Origin of the sequence: Flagellimonas sp. S3867, from assembly GCF_014698935.1 — a bacterium.
Taxonomy (GTDB): domain Bacteria; phylum Bacteroidota; class Bacteroidia; order Flavobacteriales; family Flavobacteriaceae; genus Flagellimonas.
Genome location: NZ_JACVMN010000001.1, coordinates 777,672 through 796,013 on the forward strand (window position 1 = coordinate 777,672; position 18,342 = coordinate 796,013).

At 37.1% G+C, this 18,342-nt stretch carries 20 protein-coding genes; 16 read left to right on the forward strand and 4 right to left on the reverse strand.

All coding sequences use genetic code 11. The annotated features are described in order from the left end of the window. Nucleotides 1–95: 95 nt before the first annotated feature. Entirely contained in the window at nucleotides 96–470 is a 375-nt protein-coding gene (locus tag IAG46_RS03435; RefSeq protein ID WP_190808918.1) for a hypothetical protein, read from the reverse strand. 648 nt (nucleotides 471–1,118) lie between these two features. Here IAG46_RS03435 and IAG46_RS03440 point away from each other — a divergent pair. From IAG46_RS03440 to IAG46_RS03475, 8 genes are all read left to right on the forward strand, one after another. Next, nucleotides 1,119–1,973: an AraC family transcriptional regulator gene (locus tag IAG46_RS03440; protein ID WP_190808919.1), complete on the forward strand. Its 855-nt coding sequence runs from the start codon at nucleotides 1,119–1,121 to the stop codon at nucleotides 1,971–1,973. Between the two features lie 90 nt (nucleotides 1,974–2,063). After that, nucleotides 2,064–2,462 carry a DUF5367 family protein gene (locus IAG46_RS03445; RefSeq protein ID WP_190808920.1) on the forward strand — a complete coding sequence of 133 codons (399 nt, stop codon included), beginning with the start codon at nucleotides 2,064–2,066 and terminating at the stop codon, nucleotides 2,460–2,462. After that, on the forward strand, nucleotides 2,462–2,962 hold the full coding sequence (locus tag IAG46_RS03450; RefSeq protein ID WP_190808921.1) for a DUF1772 domain-containing protein: 501 nt from the start codon (nucleotides 2,462–2,464) through the stop codon (nucleotides 2,960–2,962). Before IAG46_RS03445 ends, IAG46_RS03450 begins: the two co-directional genes overlap by 1 nt. 45 nt (nucleotides 2,963–3,007) lie before the next feature. Further along, the gene (locus tag IAG46_RS03455) at nucleotides 3,008–3,847 is read left to right on the forward strand and encodes an NAD(P)H-binding protein (RefSeq protein ID WP_190808922.1); all 840 of its coding nucleotides are present in this window, start codon (nucleotides 3,008–3,010) and stop codon (nucleotides 3,845–3,847) included. Nucleotides 3,848–3,867: 20 nt separating this feature from the next. Then, the gene (locus tag IAG46_RS03460; RefSeq protein ID WP_190808923.1) at nucleotides 3,868–4,212 is read left to right on the forward strand and encodes a 5-carboxymethyl-2-hydroxymuconate Delta-isomerase; all 345 of its coding nucleotides are present in this window, start codon (nucleotides 3,868–3,870) and stop codon (nucleotides 4,210–4,212) included. Nucleotides 4,213–4,378: 166 nt separating this feature from the next. Then, a complete protein-coding gene (locus IAG46_RS03465) occupies nucleotides 4,379–4,792 on the forward strand; it encodes a hypothetical protein (RefSeq protein WP_190808924.1) in 414 nt (137 codons plus the stop codon). Continuing rightward, nucleotides 4,793–5,248, forward strand: coding sequence for a GNAT family N-acetyltransferase (locus tag IAG46_RS03470; RefSeq protein ID WP_190808925.1), 456 nt, complete (start codon nucleotides 4,793–4,795; stop codon nucleotides 5,246–5,248). A 53-nt stretch (nucleotides 5,249–5,301) separates the two neighbouring features. After that, nucleotides 5,302–5,856 (forward strand): hypothetical protein, encoded by a 555-nt coding sequence (locus tag IAG46_RS03475; protein WP_190808926.1) that lies wholly within the window; start codon nucleotides 5,302–5,304, stop codon nucleotides 5,854–5,856. A gap of 249 nt (nucleotides 5,857–6,105) precedes the next feature. Here IAG46_RS03475 and IAG46_RS03480 read toward each other — a convergent pair whose 3' ends face one another. Continuing rightward, the gene (locus tag IAG46_RS03480) at nucleotides 6,106–7,323 is read right to left on the reverse strand and encodes an adenylate/guanylate cyclase domain-containing protein (RefSeq protein ID WP_190808927.1); all 1,218 of its coding nucleotides are present in this window, start codon (nucleotides 7,321–7,323) and stop codon (nucleotides 6,106–6,108) included. Nucleotides 7,324–7,329: 6 nt separating this feature from the next. After that, nucleotides 7,330–7,908, reverse strand: coding sequence for an outer membrane beta-barrel protein (locus tag IAG46_RS03485; RefSeq protein WP_190808928.1), 579 nt, complete (start codon nucleotides 7,906–7,908; stop codon nucleotides 7,330–7,332). Nucleotides 7,909–8,158: 250 nt separating this feature from the next. Between IAG46_RS03485 and IAG46_RS03490 the strand changes: the two genes are divergently transcribed. From IAG46_RS03490 to IAG46_RS03525, 8 genes are all read left to right on the forward strand, one after another. Then, a complete protein-coding gene (locus IAG46_RS03490; protein WP_190808929.1) occupies nucleotides 8,159–8,815 on the forward strand; it encodes a Crp/Fnr family transcriptional regulator in 657 nt (218 codons plus the stop codon). Between the two features lie 71 nt (nucleotides 8,816–8,886). After that, nucleotides 8,887–9,162: a hypothetical protein gene (locus IAG46_RS03495; protein WP_190808930.1), complete on the forward strand. Its 276-nt coding sequence runs from the start codon at nucleotides 8,887–8,889 to the stop codon at nucleotides 9,160–9,162. After that, nucleotides 9,149–12,688 carry a metallophosphatase gene (locus IAG46_RS03500; protein WP_190808931.1) on the forward strand — a complete coding sequence of 1,180 codons (3,540 nt, stop codon included), beginning with the start codon at nucleotides 9,149–9,151 and terminating at the stop codon, nucleotides 12,686–12,688. Before IAG46_RS03495 ends, IAG46_RS03500 begins: the two co-directional genes overlap by 14 nt. Nucleotides 12,689–12,737: 49 nt before the next feature. Beyond that, nucleotides 12,738–13,616 (forward strand): DUF6268 family outer membrane beta-barrel protein, encoded by an 879-nt coding sequence (locus tag IAG46_RS03505; protein WP_190808932.1) that lies wholly within the window; start codon nucleotides 12,738–12,740, stop codon nucleotides 13,614–13,616. Nucleotides 13,617–13,620: 4 nt separating this feature from the next. Next, nucleotides 13,621–14,238: a Pycsar system effector family protein gene (locus IAG46_RS03510; RefSeq protein ID WP_190808933.1), complete on the forward strand. Its 618-nt coding sequence runs from the start codon at nucleotides 13,621–13,623 to the stop codon at nucleotides 14,236–14,238. Between the two features lie 98 nt (nucleotides 14,239–14,336). After that, nucleotides 14,337–15,830: a sulfatase gene (locus tag IAG46_RS03515; RefSeq protein ID WP_223826567.1), complete on the forward strand. Its 1,494-nt coding sequence runs from the start codon at nucleotides 14,337–14,339 to the stop codon at nucleotides 15,828–15,830. 34 nt (nucleotides 15,831–15,864) lie between these two features. Further along, nucleotides 15,865–16,764 carry a hypothetical protein gene (locus IAG46_RS03520; RefSeq protein ID WP_190808934.1) on the forward strand — a complete coding sequence of 300 codons (900 nt, stop codon included), beginning with the start codon at nucleotides 15,865–15,867 and terminating at the stop codon, nucleotides 16,762–16,764. Nucleotides 16,765–16,795: 31 nt separating this feature from the next. After that, on the forward strand, nucleotides 16,796–17,164 hold the full coding sequence (locus IAG46_RS03525) for a VOC family protein (protein ID WP_190808935.1): 369 nt from the start codon (nucleotides 16,796–16,798) through the stop codon (nucleotides 17,162–17,164). 184 nt (nucleotides 17,165–17,348) lie between these two features. Here IAG46_RS03525 and IAG46_RS03530 read toward each other — a convergent pair whose 3' ends face one another. Further along, nucleotides 17,349–18,332, reverse strand: a complete 984-nt coding sequence (locus IAG46_RS03530) for a carbohydrate kinase family protein (protein WP_190808936.1) — start codon at nucleotides 18,330–18,332, stop codon at nucleotides 17,349–17,351. Nucleotides 18,333–18,342: the final 10 nt, after the last annotated feature.

The window sequence follows — 18,342 nt, forward strand, 5'->3', positions numbered from 1 at the left end:
GTATTAGATATTTACGGTAAGTGCGCTGATTAAAATAAACAGCACCTAATGCCCAAAACAGAAATCTGCAGGGCGCACTTTGAATATCTAGTACATCAAATCAAAAAAGTCTCGTAAAGAACTTGATAGTCCTTATTGAGCAAGGGAGGTGGATGCCCAAGAAAAGAAGTTGTAACAGTGTCTACATCTTGGAACAAATTGATGTAGGAATAGGTATAACCGACCAAGAATACCTGTTGCTTCAGGTCCAGGTCAAAAAACGAGGTCTTTAAATCTTCCTGTCCTTGCATGGTAAAGGATACTTCATCACAGCAGGACTTTTCAAATTCCGTATCCATGCTGTTGGAGTCAGCCTCCATACCGCATGTTTTTGCATTAGCAAAAAATGCCACATCCACCACTTTACCCATGCATAGGTGCTTATCCACGGTCCATGAAACCGTTGACAACAAGACCAATAGGGCTAGCATTGATGATAGAATTTGACGTAAAATGTCCTTCATTTCACTACAAAACTACAAAATGTTAACAATTATTGCTTTGTTTAACAGAAGTTTAAAACCAGATCATGAGATAATTTTGGGACAGATTAGATAACCCATTAGAAATTGTACTCATAAATTATCAACTCCATTTTATAGTTATTCGTATGCATCTAAATTAATTTTCAGATAGATTTATCTCGAATGGTGTTTTTAGAATCTATCAGTAAGAGAAATTATACATTTGTATGACATTACGCCTTACCTGTATGTTGGCTGATTATATTCATAGCTCCATTTAAACAGTATTTTTAGAACTCTTCAAATAAGGCTTAGCCAGCATTGTTTTGATTTGCTATCAAAGAATAAGTAAAACAAGTACAATTGTTAAAGTTTAGTTAAAACAGAGCCCCTTTCGGTGGCACTAGAAATTTAACCCTTTGAAAAGTCCTAAAAACAGTGGGTTTCCCCATTTCAAAAAAGACCCTCTTCCTCCGCAAAACAAAAAAGCTTCACATTAGTGAAGCTTTTTTTATTCCGTTAATCTATTTCATCTTAATACAAAGTGCACTTAAAATAGTTTTGGATTCACTTTCTTATCGCTAGATTAAATCCTTAATTTTAAATCTAAGTTTTATGACCCGGGAGATTATTGACATTAACGACTTCACCGTTCTTGTTGAAGAAGCCTCAACTGCCGAATTGACTGTTGATTCATGCTTCTTTGACGAGCCCATAATCGCTGTGGCTTTTTATGGGTCTGGCAATGTTGACCTTAAGGTGAAATATGGCGCCCAAACCAAAGATTTTAAGCACACTAAAGGTTTGGCCCTTTCTTTTTACGCCGACGATGAAGTAGAATTTGAGCATACCGTTTCAGCATCCAAGCCATTGGAGTGCATTGTTATTGCCACCGCTGCCGCCAATCTTGACAAACTGCCAAATGGAGAAGGGGAATTGTTTAGCGAAATGCTTCAACAGTTGGTGAGTCCAACAGATCATTATGTTGAAGGCCCGAGTTTTTTCATGACCCCGGAAATGCAATCTATTGTGGATCAAATTTTTCATATCAATTATGAAGGCAAGGCACGAATGATGTTTTTTAGAAGTCAGATAACAGCTTTGCTTTCCCATTTTTTTGGTCAACTGGCATTTCATCATTCCAAACAAATTAAATCTACAGACAGAGACCGTCTTCAACAAGCAAAGGAAATATTATCAAACAATCTTGACAATCCTCCTTCCCTTACCGAACTTGCTCAAGAAATTGGCCTCAATACTACCAAGCTCAAAAAAGAATTCAAGGAAATTTTTGGCCTGCCGGTTTTCAAATACCTGCAAAATGAACGATTAACCACTGCCCACGCCTTGATCAGTCAAAAACAGGCCACGGTACAAGAGGCCGCTTGGCATGTAGGTTATGATAGTTTGAGTTCTTTCTCCAATGCCTTCGCTAAGAAGTTCGGATACCGGCCCAGTCAAATAAAATAGCCGTCTTTTCGAACAAATCATTCTTCTTTTCAGATAACTCATTGATTTAGAGTACTTCTAGTTTTGCTCGTGTAATCTAAAAAAGAAGATGTGAAAATCGGTCAGGCAATTTTAATTGGAATTCTCATTTGGGTACTAGGCGTATTTTTTTACCTGATTTCTTTCGGAATACCATTCATGGAAGATCTTGAAAAACAAGCAAACATTGTTCTATTTATTGCGGTTATGCCGTTAGTATGGTTGGGGTGCCACTACTATTATAAAAAGGACAAAACCACTCATGGGTTCAAGGTTGGCCAAATCATGCTTTTAACCAGTGCGGCTCTGGATGCGATTATAACCGTTCCGGCATTTGTACTACCAAATGGAGGTAGTCACTTCAGTTTTTTTACCTCAGCAGGATTTTGGGTTATCGCTTTTGAATTTATTGTAGTTGCGGTGCTTTATTGGTACATCAAGGTATTCTCTAAACATACTAAAAAACAATAATGGACTGGAATTTGGAAACAATCGTAATGCTGATCACCACCATTTTAACCGGACTTACCGCTGGTCTATGTTTTACATGGACAAATGCCATAACACCAGGTATTGGTCTTCTTGATGACCAAGGTTTTTTGCGGTCGTTCCAACAAATGAACAGAGCGATTATCAACCCAACATTTTTGCTGGTCTTTTTGGGACCATTTTTTACACATCTACTTAATGTATTTCTCCATAGAGGTCATTCTAGCACAACATTGGTCATCTTAATTATAGCTGCAACATTATACACACTTGGAGTTGTAGTTGTGACGGTATTTGGCAATGTTCCCTTGAATGAAATGTTGGATAAAATTGACTTATCGACAGCAGATACAATTGACCTACAAACTTTTCGCGAGCAATTTGAAGGAAAATGGAATCGACTTCACATGATACGAACAATTTGTTCTTTATCGTCATTCATTTTGCTTGTGCTATTGATAGGCATCATATCAAAACCATAAAAACTTATATAAATCATATTTAATATTAACAGTAAGAATCAACAAATGAAAAAAGAGAACTTTTTAATTATAGGTGGTACAGGTAAAACAGGAAGTAAAGTAGTCAAGAGGCTTCAAGATCGTAGCCAAAACGTTCGTATAGGATCTAGGAATGCTACCATTCCTTTTGACTGGGACCGTCAAGAAACTTGGAAGGCAGCTTTACACGGAATGGATAAAGTGTATATTACATTTCAACCCGACCTGGCAGTGCCCGGGGCATTACAGGCAATAGAGGGGCTTACAAAAATTGCCAAAAGAAGTGGTGTCAAAAAACTGGTGTTGCTATCAGGGAAAGGTGAAAGAGAAGCTGAATTGTGTGAACAGGTGGTCATTCACTCAGGAATGGATTATACCATAATCAGGGCGAATTGGTTCAATCAAAATTTTAGTGAAAGTTTCTTGCTGGAGCCTATTGTCAATGGTTTTGTGGCACTACCACAGGCCGAAGTCAAAGTACCCTTTGTGGACACTGATGATATCTCAGATGTTGCTGTGGAAACATTGCTTAATGAGGAGCACAATGGAAAAATTTATCAATTAACAGGTCCGCGAGCACTTACCTTCAAAGAGGTGGTCAATGAAATAGCCGAGGTTACCGGCAGGAACATTGCATTTACCCCCATCGCTCTACCGGCATACACTGAAATTCTTAAAAGAGAGGGGGTTCCAGCTGACTATGTTTGGTTGATAGATTATTTATTCTCTGAAGTATTGGGCAACCCAAGCACTTCTGAAATAAGCAATGATATCGAAAAGGTGCTAAACAGAAAGCCTATAGATTTTTCAGATTATGTAAAAGAAACTGCGGCTACAGGTGTTTGGAAGTCCGTTGTAAAGCAATAACAATTTAAATTAGATATAAAATGCCGCATTTTATCATTGACTGTTCGGAAAACATCATGGCCCTAAAATCTCCAAAAGAGATTATGCAAATAGTTTATGAGGCCGCGGAATCCACAAATCTTTTTGACGATGGAGACATAAAAGTAAGACTCAACCCTTATAAATATTACAATAATGGAAATACAATTAATGATTTCATTCATGTATTTGCCAATATCATGGAAGGGAGAAATAGCGGTCAAAAATACAAGCTATCAAAGCAAATTGTTACAGAACTAAAACTAATGTTCCCAGAAACACCCATTATTTCCATCAATATTAGAGATTTTGAGAAAGCGACATATTGTAACAGGTCCATGGTCTAGATCAAACAACACAGTTCAAATTATGTTATTTTAGATTACTCACCCATGGGTTAAGCCCTCACTTATTGATGTCATTATTAATATATCTGATTATGTCAATGTATTATATTAAATGGGTTTAGGTCAAATGGAGAAATTGTAAAGTGAAACCAAAACAACTAAAGCAATGAAAAAAAGCATTATAACATTCAGCATTATTCTCTACGCAGTGGCGGTTCCCATTTTGGAAATCAACCCAACCCATGTTTTTAATCCAGATTGGACTCCACATGTCAAAATTCATGAAGTCTGGCAATTAATTACCAACTCAGGTATTGGAATATTGTGTTTATGGCTTGTCTGGATCAAAAAGGAAACCAAAATCAGTGCAATTTTAAGCTTGTTGATAACAGGCGGCTTTTTACTTGCTTATATGTTGCAGGACCTATATGGTGGTTCTATGAAATACTTGGATGGAAGTGAAAAAACACTTTTAGGAATCAATATTGGTGTTTTGGGATTTGGCATCGCCTTTATATTATTGTTATTTACCTTATTGGTTGATAGGTTGAGCCTTCTCAGAAAACATAAAAATTCTTAAATGAAATTTAGAAAGGCTACAAAAGGTGATGTTACGGCAATTGTTCAAATGATTGCCGATGACGAACTGGGAAGGTTTAGGGAAAATTTTCAAAATCCCCTTCCAAAAGAATATTATGAGGCGTTTGAAAATATAAATGGTGACAACAATCAGGAACTAATGGTGGTTGAAGATGAAAACGGCCTTGTTCTGGGAACATTTCAACTCACCTTTATACAATATCTTACCTATCAGGGAGGCATTCGGGCCCAAATTGAAGCGGTAAGAATCCACAAAGATCAAAGAGGAACAGGTTTGGGCATTACAATGTTTCAATGGGCCATTGAAAGAGCGAAAGAAAGAAATGCACACGTTTTACAACTAACAACCGATAAAAAAAGACCCCAAGCATTAAACTTTTATAAAAAACTAGGTTTTATTGCTTCACATGAAGGTATGAAAATACACTTTAGATAAGTGTTTTATTTTTGCCGTCAGTCAATAAAACATTTGAAATTATTTAAAGAACAATGAAAACTACTTTAGAACAACAACGTGAAGAATTTACTGGTCGAAAATTTCTTGCCACTCCATTAGCAGGATTGATAGCTTGGATTTTGGTTGGATTTTCTGGACTGTTTTTTCCTGACAAAATAACCGTTTGGGTACTATTCATAGCAACCGGTTGTATTGTATACCTGGCGCTGCTACTTTCAAAATTTACGGGAGAGGACTTCCTGGACAAATCCAAACCAAAAAACGAATTCGACGCGCTGTTTATGTTCACGGTAGGTCAAGCCGTTTTGGTCTACGCCATTGCAATTCCATTTTTTTTAGTGGACTATACTTCGTTACCTCTGACAGTAGGTATTCTAACAGGGACCATGTGGTTGCCATTTTCCTGGATTATAAAACATTGGATAGGAATTGTACATGCGTTGCTTCGCACCATTCTTGTTGTGGTTTTATGGTATATGTTTCCTGAGCACCGGTTTGTTGTTATTCCATTTTCAATAGTAATGGTCTATATTATCACCTTGCTGGTTCTAAAAAATAGGAGAAAGTCAAATCGGGGTATGTTATAAAAAATCCAATATTCTGGAAAAAGGCAGTTTCCAAACCTGGCAACCAACGAAAAAAAGATATGGTTAATTAGATGCCTGGCGTTTGGGTATTTACTTATTGATTCATAATCAAAACTAAATCCCTAAATAATCTCAAGTATGATTTGAATAAATAGTTCTCTTCCATCCCTCTCTGCAGCAAAAGTAACCCTGGCTATTAAGTCAGGTTTTTTTATTTTGTATTGTCTGGTTTTACCAATGGAATTGTTGCTAACCAGGTAATTCCGACACATCATATATTTTAATGGATTTATTAAACCCTTTGATTTTGGTTCGAATACTTCCGATAGGGTCAATGTAGTTCGATATTTTTTCATAAAGTGCCTCTGAGATTAATATTTGATTAGGAATTGTCAGGGCTTCTATTCTTGAGGCGATATTAATATTTTCGCCCACTACACCATACTTCATCCTTCGTTTAGAGCCTATATTCCCAACGATAAGATTACCACTGTTAATCCCAATGCCCATTTGTAGGGCAGGAAGTCCACGAATTCTTAATTTGGCATTTACGCTTTTCATCCCTTTTTGCATATCCCTGGCACATTGAATTGCATTGAGTGCTGAATTGTCAATACTATTCGGTGCGCCAAAAATCACAAGAATTCCGTCACCAAGAATTTCGTTGATGTATCCTTCATATTGATGTATTATATCTATCATTTCTTCAAAATAAATATTCAGTACTTCAATCACTATTTTTGCGCTATACTTTGCTGAAATTGGCGAAAATCCCCTAATATCACTCACTAGAACGGTTACATCCCTTTCTTCGCCTCCCAACTGGGTTTCCTTTTTATTTTGCATCACTTTTTCCAACAGTGATTCGCTCATATATTGTCCAAAAAGGTGTTTGTAAAATTGATTGGACTCCATTAATTCACTGTTCAATTCTTCCAAATGAATTTTGGATTCTTGTATTTGTTTCTGAAGATCAACTAGTTTGTTCATCCGAATTCTTTCATTCAGTAACTTCCCCATCATTTTAAAAACTGATAGCTCTGAATCCTTTAGTTTTCTGGGCACCCTATCTGCTATACAAAGAGAACCAATATTATTGCCCGTAATACTAGATAATGGATGGCCTGCGTAAAAACGGATGTTGGGTTCATTGACAACCATAGGGTTGTCATAAAATCGTTCGTCTTTAAGTGCATCTTCGATAATCAATATCTCATCCTGTAAAATGGTATGTCCACAAAAAGAAGTTGCTCTGTCGGAAGTATGGAAGTTTAATCCACAAGAAGAGTGAATATTTTGTTTTTCGCTTTCAATGGATGATATGTATGCTATGGGAACGTCTATACATTTGGATAGTATCATTATCACGCCATCAAACTGCTCTTTTCTGGCCGATGCTGACAGATTAAGCGAAATTAAATCCGCAAGTCTTTCTTCCTCATTTTCGGGAATAACGGGTGCTATCATTTCTTTTCAATATGTTGTTTCTCTATGGCTAGAATCAATCCCTTCTCCAAAGATTACAAATACACCAAGCAAAAAGGAATTCTGCGACAGATTACCAAATAGGTGATCATATTCCGCAAATAATACCATGTTTCCTACTTGACGATGAATTCCAAAACCTAGATTGACACCAAATTTTGAAGTGTCCTCTGATTGCTTTATTAAATCAATTTCAATTTCCTCTTTTTCAAAACTTAGATTGGCTCCTGTCAGGGGATAAAGCCCCCAGTGTTCTGAAATCTCGATTATGTAATGGATATTGAAATTGATTTCGTTTAAACTTTTGTTAGTTTCTTCACCGTTTTCAGTTTCTGATTTTTCAAAAAAATTTGAGTATTCAGGACCAAAACAGACTTTATTATTTGGTAAATTGTAATAGCCCCTAAAATGTATGCCAATGTTCTCTATATCATCACCATACACTGCCCCACCACCAAGGCTCCAAGATTGAGCAGAAGTATCCAAAAAGGAGAGGTAGAGCAATAAAATCAGTAACTGTTTTATGTTTATGTAGGGTAGATTCGTTTTAATACAGTTGCGACTCATTGTCTATCCTTAATTCAGGTCTAAACTATTTATAACCCTCAGGGAAAGCAACAATTATTATTTGTATTTGTACTTCATACGACACTTGGGAGGATGTTTTAATCTTGAACAGCTTTTAAAAGCAGATTCCGTGACCAAAACTGGAATTTCTTAATCAATATGTCAGATTAAGTAAGTTCAGAAGAAATTTGTCCAATGCAAATGTTAAAGTATTGTCTATATTAGATTTTACAACCATTTGTGCAAGATTTTGAAAACACTGACTAAATATTGGTTTCTTGAAGGTTTTAGCCTCTTTAGAAAACTTGGAATGCCCACAATGATGAAGATGTGTGAGCTTTTGGAAATGGAACATATTGACAAGGGTAAAATAATAGAAATCGGAAATCGAGATAAGAAGAGTATATTCTTTTTAAAGAAGGGTTCCGTTAAAATTCTTAATTCCTCTCGGAACACTGCAAAGTACATAGTAAAAAAGGGGAACATTTTCGGTGAGCTTTCACTATATGATGAGCAAGCGGCAATTGAGGAACAAGCAATAACCCTTGAAGATTCTATCATTTGTTACATCGAATCTGATATGATGGAAGCACTGATGGAGAAACACAAGTCTTTAAAAAATGGTGTCTTTAAAGTATATGGATTACGAATTAAGAAATTAGAGCGTAGGCTAGAAGATCTTATATATAAGGATAGTAAAACTAGGATTTCGGATTTTATTTATTCCTATGTAAAAGAATTTGGCGAGGATAAAACAGATCGGATAGAAGCCAAAAACCTTCTCTCACATAAAGATATTGCCAATCTTACCAATACATCCAGACAAACGGTAAATAATGTATTGAGCGGCCTTCGGAAAGACAATCGCATTGATTATAACACTAGAGAAATATCCATTCTCAAATAAATCGATAAGCATAATGGAGTATCTAAAAAAGGGTTGAGAAAATCCAAATTGCATATACCGATGGAAAATTGATGAAATCATTCAGGAATCTATTTAATAAAAGGCCAGATGCATTTGATGAAGTACCTAGGGGTGTATGCCCCAATTGTTGGGGAGATCAAGAGTATGGAAATGAAATAAGGAAAAAATATAAAGACCTTCAAATAGGAGTGAATAACAAAACTGACAAACATGCATTTATTCAGGATTTTGTAGTAACACATTTAAAGGGCATACAATTGAAAAGCGCGGTGCATGGGGTGGAATGTGCCACCTGTAAAGTAAAATACAACAATGAAAACAGCTAAGAGAATTGAAAATAACTTCAAAATTTGGTGCGCAACTTGCATACTATTGCTCTTTTCTTCCGTCAAGGCACAGCAAATAGAACATTCCATTTTTATAACGGGAAACACGTGGGATGTAACCGGTAAACAAGTGCTCTCTCAAATATCAAAAGACGCCAAGACAACTCAAAACCCAATACTACTTATCTTGGGGAATGCAGCTTCAAAAGAAAATTCTAAAAATTCGTTGGATCCACAACTTGAAATTATAAAGGATTTTGGCCAGGATGCTATTTTTTTACCAGGAGAACATGAATGGCATAACAACGGCTATCAAAGTGTTCGAAAAATAGAAAAACACATTCAAAAAAGTAGCAAGGCCAAGTTTCATCCAGATGATGGAGAACCCATTAAAAAGTATGATTTAAGCGAAAACGTTGTTTTAATCACAATTGATTCCCAATGGTTTTTAGAAGATTGGGACAATCAGACATATATTAATGAAGAGTCTGAAATTCAGAACAGAACCTCGTTTTTTCTAGAATTTGAAAATCAGGTAAAAAAAGCACAAGGGAAAATAAAACTAATCGCCATTCACCACCCTGTTGATACGTACACCAAACAAGGGTTGATAGGCAATACCGCCGGCCCTTCAATTCAAGATTTTCAAAATAAACAGTACAGAGCATTACGCAGAAGATTAAAAACCGTAGCAAGACAAACAGAAAACATCATTTTTGTATCCGGGCATGATAAAAATCTTCAATACATAAACAATAGGGTCCCACAAATTATAAGTGGAGCAGCTGGGGCATCAAAAAATGTTAAGCGAGCAGGAAAGGGTGACTTTTCTTCTTCAAAAAACGGATATGCACGATTGGATATTGATACTGAAGGAAAAGTTTCAGTTCATTTTTTTTCCACAGAAAACGGAGCTGCTCGCCCGGAATTTAATACAATCATACTTAAGGGAGGTGATCAGGATTCCTTTTCAATACCAATCACTTCCAATGGTTTCTCATCCACCAAGACAGCTTCTATCTATTCAAAAGATGAGACCAATAAAAGTGGATTTTACAAAAGTTTATGGGGAAATCATTATAGGGAGTTTTACAGTAGAGGTGTAAATGCCAAAGTAGCCGTGTTGGATACCTTAATGGGAGGCCTAACTCCCTTAAAGCGTGGTGGAGGGCAACAATCCAAATCACTCCGGTTAGAAGATAAGACCGGAAAGCAATTTGTTATGCGTGCATTGAGAAAGAGTACCATTAAGTTTTTACAGGCAAATGCATTTCAGGATACCTACATCGGTAGTGCTCTTGATGGTAGTGTGGTAGATAAATTTTTAGCAGATTTCTATACCACTTCCCATCCCTATACACCATTTGCCATCGGTGGATTGGCAGAAGCCATAGATGTTCTGCATACAAATCCTGAATTGTTTTACATCCCTAAACAAAAAAGATTGGGGATATATAATGACGAGTTTGGTGATGAATTATATATGATTGAAGAACATGTGGGTAGTTCTCAACTTACATTGGAAAGTTTTGGAAAACCCAAAGAAATTTTGAGCACCGCTGATGTATTACAAGAAATCCACAAATCGGGTAAAGCTATAATTGATGAACCTTCTTATATAAGAGCACGACTTTTTGATATGCTCTTAGGAGATTGGGACAGGCATGAAGATCAATGGCGCTGGGCCTTGTTTAAAAAAGAAGATGGTACCGAAATCTGCAGGCCAATTCCCAGAGATCGTGACCAGGCCTTCTCCAAATATGACGGCACCCTAATTGCTTTTCTTACTAGAGCTATACCTGGCCTCAGAAAAATGCAAACATATGACCACGAATTAAGAAGCGTAAAATGGTTTGCCACCTCTCCATATCATTTGGATCTTACTCTCATTAATAGCTCAGAGTGGTCAGAATGGGAAAAGCAGGCCAAACACATTCAAATGGAACTCACAGATCAGATTATTGAAGAAGCATTTAAGTCGGTTCCTCTAGAGATTCAGGGAAGTACTATTACTGATATAAAAACCAAACTTAAGGGTAGACGCGGAAACCTGCTGAAAATCGCAAAGGCCTATTATCAATATTTAAATAAGTTTGAAGTAATTACCGGAACACAAAAAGCTGATGATTTCAAAATAACCCGGCTTCCCGATGGTAAAACTACTATTAAAATCAATAGGAAAGATTTGGGCATATTAGACCGGACATTTTCAAATGACACCACCAAAGAAATATGGATTTACGGACTAGATGGCAAAGATTCTTTTACAGTTGATGGAGATGGAGATCATCTAATCAAACTAAAAATAATTGGCGGAAAGAAAAACGATATTTATGATTTTAGGAATACCCGTAGGGTGAAACTTTATGATTACAAAAGCAAAGAAAATACCATTACCAACAAAAGTTCTAAAAAGTGGTTGGTTGACGATTACGACATCAATAACTATGATCACAAAAAATCCAATTTTAACTTTAACCAGCTACTTCCAATTATTGGTGCCAATCCAGATGATGGTCTCAAAGTAGGCTTGTTTTACAATCATACATTTCATGGATTGCAGCGAAATCCTTTTACACGAAAGCATGTTTTTAGCGCTTCCTATTATACAGCCACATCGGGATATGATGTATCCTACAAAGGAGAGTTTTCCAATATTTTCCATAAATGGAACTTTGGTGTAGAAGGCATCTACACCAGTCCCAACTTTGCCACTAATTTCTTTGGTTTTGGTAATGAAACCCTCTACGATAACGATGCCGTTGACCTAGATTTTAATAGGGTACGGGTACGAAAATGGCAAACTGCAATTTCATTGATTTATAGAGGCAAAAATGGAGGTTCTTTTCATTTCAAACCACTTATAGAATCATTTGAAGTAGAAAACACAGCAGATAGGTTCATAAATGACTCAAATAACATCCCCACCAATAGTACAGTTTTTGAAAAGCAAACCTATGGTGGATCAGAGATTGCCTATGAATTTGAAAATAAGGACAATCCAGCATTTCCAACATTAGGATTGCACGTTAGGTTGGCTGCCGGTTATAAAACCAACATTGATAACACCAGCGCGGAGAATAGCTTTGGGTATGTACAACCAGAAATTGCCATTGATCATAAACTAACAAGAAGTGGGTCCTTGGTGTTTGCCACAAAACTAGGTGCCGAACTTATTTTGGGAGATGATTTTGAGTTTTATCATGCCGCTGAGATTGGTGGTATCAATGGGTTAAGAGGATTTAGAAATCAACGGTTTACGGGCAAACAATCGTTCTATCAAAATATTGACTTACGCATGCCCTTAGGTGGATTACGCACCAGCATTATACCCATTAGGTTTGGCCTTACAGGAAGCTTTGATTATGGAAGGGTGTGGATAGCTGATGATATGTCCAAAAAATGGCATAATAGTTATGGAGGTTCGCTGTGGGTAAGTGGTGTTGAGGCAATTACGACAAACATTGGTTACTTTAATAGTAGCGATGGAGGCAGAATAGTTTTCGCATTGGGTTTCTCATTTTAGTATTAATTGAATAACTTTTCAAAATCCAACGCCAACCGTACACTCACCTATGGTAAAAAAACTTCCCATTTGGTTTCTTATATTTTTCACTTCATTAGCATTTGGTCAAATTTCGGATTTAATCAAAACGGAATACACCTACATTCCAAAAGCAAATTCAAATGTTGGTTATGATAGAATTAGGGCCTTATTTAATTATCCAATAAAACTTTCTGAAGATAGTTTTTGTATTGTTGGACTGGATTATAGCAATATTGACATTTCTTTTGATTCATCTATAGATGCTTTTGACACAGAGGCTATTGAAGATTTTCAATTGTTGGACATCAACCTCGGATATTCTTTTAAAATGAACAAAGATTGGCGTTTTGGTGTGAGAGTTACTCCTGGTTTTAGCTCCAATCTTGTCAAAAGTATGTCATTTGATGATGTGGTCTTTTCGGGCGATATCATTTTTATTAATGACAAAAAAAAAGACCCAAACGTTACAAAGCCGTATCGTCTTATTATGGGAATTTCATATTCAGAAAACAGAGGTATCCCCTTCCCTATTCCATTTATAAGTTACTATCGAAAATTTCGACCAAATTGGTCGTACAATCTAGGTATTCCTAAATCTAACCTACAATATCACCTATCGGAAAAATCTAGATTCAAACTGCTCGCCCAATTAGATGGCTTTACGGCGAACATTCAAGATGGGATTTTAATAAACGGTGATGAAGTAGCAGAAAAAATCAATATGTCAATTATAGTAGGTGGACTTAGTTATGAATACCATTTTGGTAGGCATTGGGAACTTTTTTCCACTTTTGGAAACATCTTCTTCACCAATGCAGAACTTAGAGACAGTAAAAACAATGGTATTATATCGGTAAATAAAGACAATACTTTGTATTTAAAAACAGGATTGCGTTTTAAAATTTAAAATCATGACAGCGAAAAAAATGGAAAAAGAGGAAGATAACTACCTCGCTCAGGAACTTAGTATTGACAAGGATAAACTCAAAGTGCTTAAAAAGAAACTCTCAAAAGTTGAACCCCGCTCTGAACGGGGAGCAGAAACTTTGTTCCGGTTGGTTTCAAAAAATCAATACACTTTAAATGCAATGATTGATAGAAAGTCCAATATTCTCATATCCATCAATGCGCTTATCTTGTCTATTATTCTTGGTACCGTAATGAATCAATTAGACCAAGACCCGCATTTGATTTACCCAGCCATTATTATGTTGCTAACCAACCTGGTTTCAATTGCCTACGCTGTTTTTGCAACTCGACCCGAACTTGAACACGGTGGAAGGGAAACAGGGAATTTAATGTTTTATGGTAATTTCAATGCTATGGAAGAAGATCAGTACACAGAGAAACTTACCAATCTCATGTACCAAGGAGATGAACTCTATAAAGTTATAGCAAAGGACACTTTTCATTTGGGAAAAACCATTGATCGTAAATTCAAATTATTACGTAAATCATTCCACATATTTTTAGCTGGTATAATTTTAGCGGTACTTGGATTTATTTTATGTCATCTTTTGTTTAGTTGAATAAATCAAAATTGATCCTTTTTAATCAATAAAGGTTTATACTGTTTCCTGTTAGATTTCAAAATTCAATACCTTAACACCTAGAAAAGAATACGTGAATGAGGGAATTGTTAGAACTATTGTTCACCGACGGGAAAAGTGGAGATTTTGGACCCTGTCAATCTGTTTGGCGGAGGGCATTATTTATGGGAAGTATTGGGCTGGTATCACTAACCATAATTAACTGTAAAGCACCACAACTTCAACAAAAAACCAATATACTTCTGATTTGTGTGGATGACTTACGTCCAGAAATAAAAAGCTTTGGTGCCAATCATATGATCACTCCGAATATGGATAAACTGGCTGCTCAGGGAACTTCTTTTTTAAAGCATTACGTGAATGCTCCTAGCTGCGGACCATCACGTTATACCTTATTGACAGGACTATATGGTCCTGCACAAAACAATGCACTTTTTCGAAGAGCCGCAAAAATTGCAAGCGACACCATACAAATTAGTCCAAGCATGCCAGAATGGTTTCGGACCAATGGGTATACCACTGTATCTGTTGGTAAAGTCTCCCATCATCCTGGCGGAAGAGGTGGCCCTGACTGGAACGATAGTTCTATTGTGGAAATGCCAAAAGCTTGGGATCGACATGTAATGCCCATCGCCGAATGGAAACATCCTCGAGGAGCCATGCATGGATTGGCGAAAGGTGAAATGCGAAAAGTTGTGGGTGAAATGAACGTATTTCAAAGCGAAGCTGGAGAAGATGGCATTTATCCCGATGGGGCAGTCACTAATGAAACGTTGCAACAGCTAAAATTGCTTGCGACGGAAAATGAAAAACCCTTTTTTCTAGCTGTTGGCTTGATCAAACCCCACCTCCCCTTCGGGGCTCCAAAAAGGTATTTAGACCTTTATGATACGGTTGACTTCCCTCCCATTACCAATCCACAAAAACCAGAAGGAAAAACCACATGGCATAGTTCCAACGAGTTCATGAAATATAACCGATGGGACAAAGATCCCAACCAAGATGCACTATTTGCCGACGAAGTACGTCGTCATTATGCCGCTTGTGTTAGCTATGCAGATGCGCAAATTGGAAAAATATTGGATGAACTTAAACGAACTGGGATGGACGAAAACACCATCGTTGTACTTTGGGGAGATCATGGGTGGCACCTAGGTGAACATGTTATTTGGGGAAAGCATAGTTTATTTGAAGAATCGTTGTTAGCGCCCTTGATAATCCATGATCCCAGAACCAATATGAAAGCAGTCCGTACCAAAAGTGTTGTGGAAACGCTGGACATCTTTCCAACCTTATGTGATTTAACGGGAATTGATACACCAAATTTTGTTCAAGGAGTTTCTTTAAAGGGCATTTTGGAAAATCAACATACAATAGGACATCCTGCGGTGGCCTACACCCCTTCAGCTAAAACCATTCGAACCGATACACATCGATTGGTGCTACACGATGACGGGTATACAGAGCTTTACGATCATACTTCTTCAGAAAAAGAAACCAAAAACTTAGCTGATGACAATCCTGAGCTTGTTAAGGAGTTAAAGCAGGTTTTGATGGCAAAGTTGCAATAAGATTGCCGTATCTTGTATTGGAATGAGTTATAGCATGAAATTTATCTTTTCCTTTTTATGCCTGATTATTTTAGTTTTTTCTTGTCGTCAACAAGGCAAAACGAACCTTGCTGAAACACCACGGAAAGCATCCGAAACCAAGAAGGTTTGGCGTATCACTTCAACTACGGATGTAGCAAAAAATCAAGGCCTCTTAAATGTTGAAAGTATTGTTTATGACCAGTTAAACCAGACTTTGTATGCTAGCAACGGTAAGGATTATAAACCTGGTATTGATGGATTTATATCCAAAGTTAGCTTAGATGGAACAGTTGAAGAACTAAAGTGGGTTTCCAACCTTAACCGGCCTACAGGAATGGCAGTTAAGGATTCCATACTTTATGTTGCCGATGTAAACGTGTTGCTGGCCATAAATACGAAGACAGGCAAAATCATATCCAAATACCCCGAGCCAATCAACAATTCTGGATTAAACGATGTTGCTACCAACAAGCATGGGGAAGTTTATGTTTCCGCATCATTTGTTCATGCCGTATTCAGATTAAAAGATAATGCTTTAGAGCCATGGAAAACGGATTCAGAAATATTCAAATGGGCAAACGGGTTGTCTGCAAGCAATGAAAGGGTGATTGTTGGGGGGCTGAATTTGAGCTCTACCCCAATAGACTCAAGAGAGGTTGAAATTTTAAATACAAACCCGGCTATAAAGGATTTTGACGGCATTGAACCCGATGGTTACGGAGGATATTTTTTAACTACCGTGGAAAATAGCGGATTGTTTCACCTTCATTCAGACGAAACCACCACACAGATAATGGATGGACAAGCCTATTTTGGGGATTTAGAGTTCATTGCAAACCAGAATGCCATTTATGTTCCGAGAGGTATCCATAAAACGAATAATTATTTTATTACTATTTTGATCGTTGAGTAAAATAACAACCATTTTCTAAATAGTTTCCAATATGGCTTCCAAAACCAAATTGCTTGAAATTTCGCCTGTAATGCCCAGTCAAGATATTGATAGGGATGTAGCATGGTATGAAACATATTTAGGGTTTCAGCTTTTGCATAAAGACCAAATGTATGCGGTTATGCGCAGGGAGAATCTTTGCCTGCATCTACAATGGCATGCAGATACGGAAGATGACCCATTACTTGGTGGGTCGGTAATAAAGATTTTTGTGGAAGATATAGCGTCGATTTTGAATGAATTTGTAAAAAGAGGCACTGTTAAACCGGAAAAAATGCGATGGAACACCTCTTGGGGCACCAACGAATTTGGGTTCTACGACTTAAACAAAAATGCCATTTTTATTGTTGAAGATGTTTAGTTCAACACTATTGACTTCCTTTAAAATCCCAAAGTTTTCATAAAACACTGCTTAAAAAGCATCCTTTTACAAAAAAAACCATCTAATATAAAGAACACCCGCCAACCTCTTATAGGTTGTGATGCAATGTTCATGTGGTTTAGTTGGTTATTAATTATGTTGGCGGGTGTTCTTTTAAAGTAGTTTAAATGCTACCATAGTTCTCCAAAAGTATCCTCTCGGTTTCCTCCTTATCCTTAAATACATCGAAGGTTCTACCTTGCGTTCTTAACGCTCCCAAGGCATTGGCATATTTGGCGGCCCTTATGTAGTCGTTCGGATATCCCAATAACCCAAATCCAAGACCGCCAGCAAAGGAATCACCACAACCTGTAGTATCAATTACATGGTCGACCTTAACTGATTTCACCATTTCTTGCTGCACTTTGCCTCCTTTATCATAAAAAACTGTGCTTCCGCTCGAATCCAATGTCACAATGAGTGATTTTAGTCCTTCATGTATGCAATGTTCCCCAAAAGGCTTTAGGTGTGAAGTATCTTCTTCATCAAAATGACCCAAATCTTGTGGGTCATATTCTTTTTGAAACCAACTGCATTTGGATTCCTCAAGATTCATTTTTAAAATATCGATATAAGGCAACCATTGGTCGCGATCAATCCAAAACCGGATCTTTCTTTCTCCGGAGATGGTAATGGTATTTGTTGGTCCGTGGGCGTCAAAAATTATTAGACCTTTGCTATTCTCTTTAATAAACTTCAATGTTTCCAAAGGAACTTCATAATCCGTGATGGGTACACAAACAAATACATCGCAATGTAAAAGTTCTTTCAAATCCTCCGGAATGATGGGATTCATGAATCCCGTTTGTTTTTCCAAACGATTGTTCTGATCTATGAATTTTAAGCTTATCACATCCCCCTGATCCGCCTCAGAGGTTATTGTGGATATATTGATATTGGAATATTCAGAAAGTAATTCTTTAATGGGGCTCTCATCTTTTTTTCTAACATGTGAGACCAAATGTACCGTTCCCTGATTACCGAGCAAGCGAGCTAATCCAATAGCAGTATGGGTCGCACAGCCATACTTTTCAATCTCTTCGCCATGATGTGTGGTAATATGATCCCTAGGTATTGGTCCGAGTACGGCTACATTGTATTTTGACATGTCAGGTTTT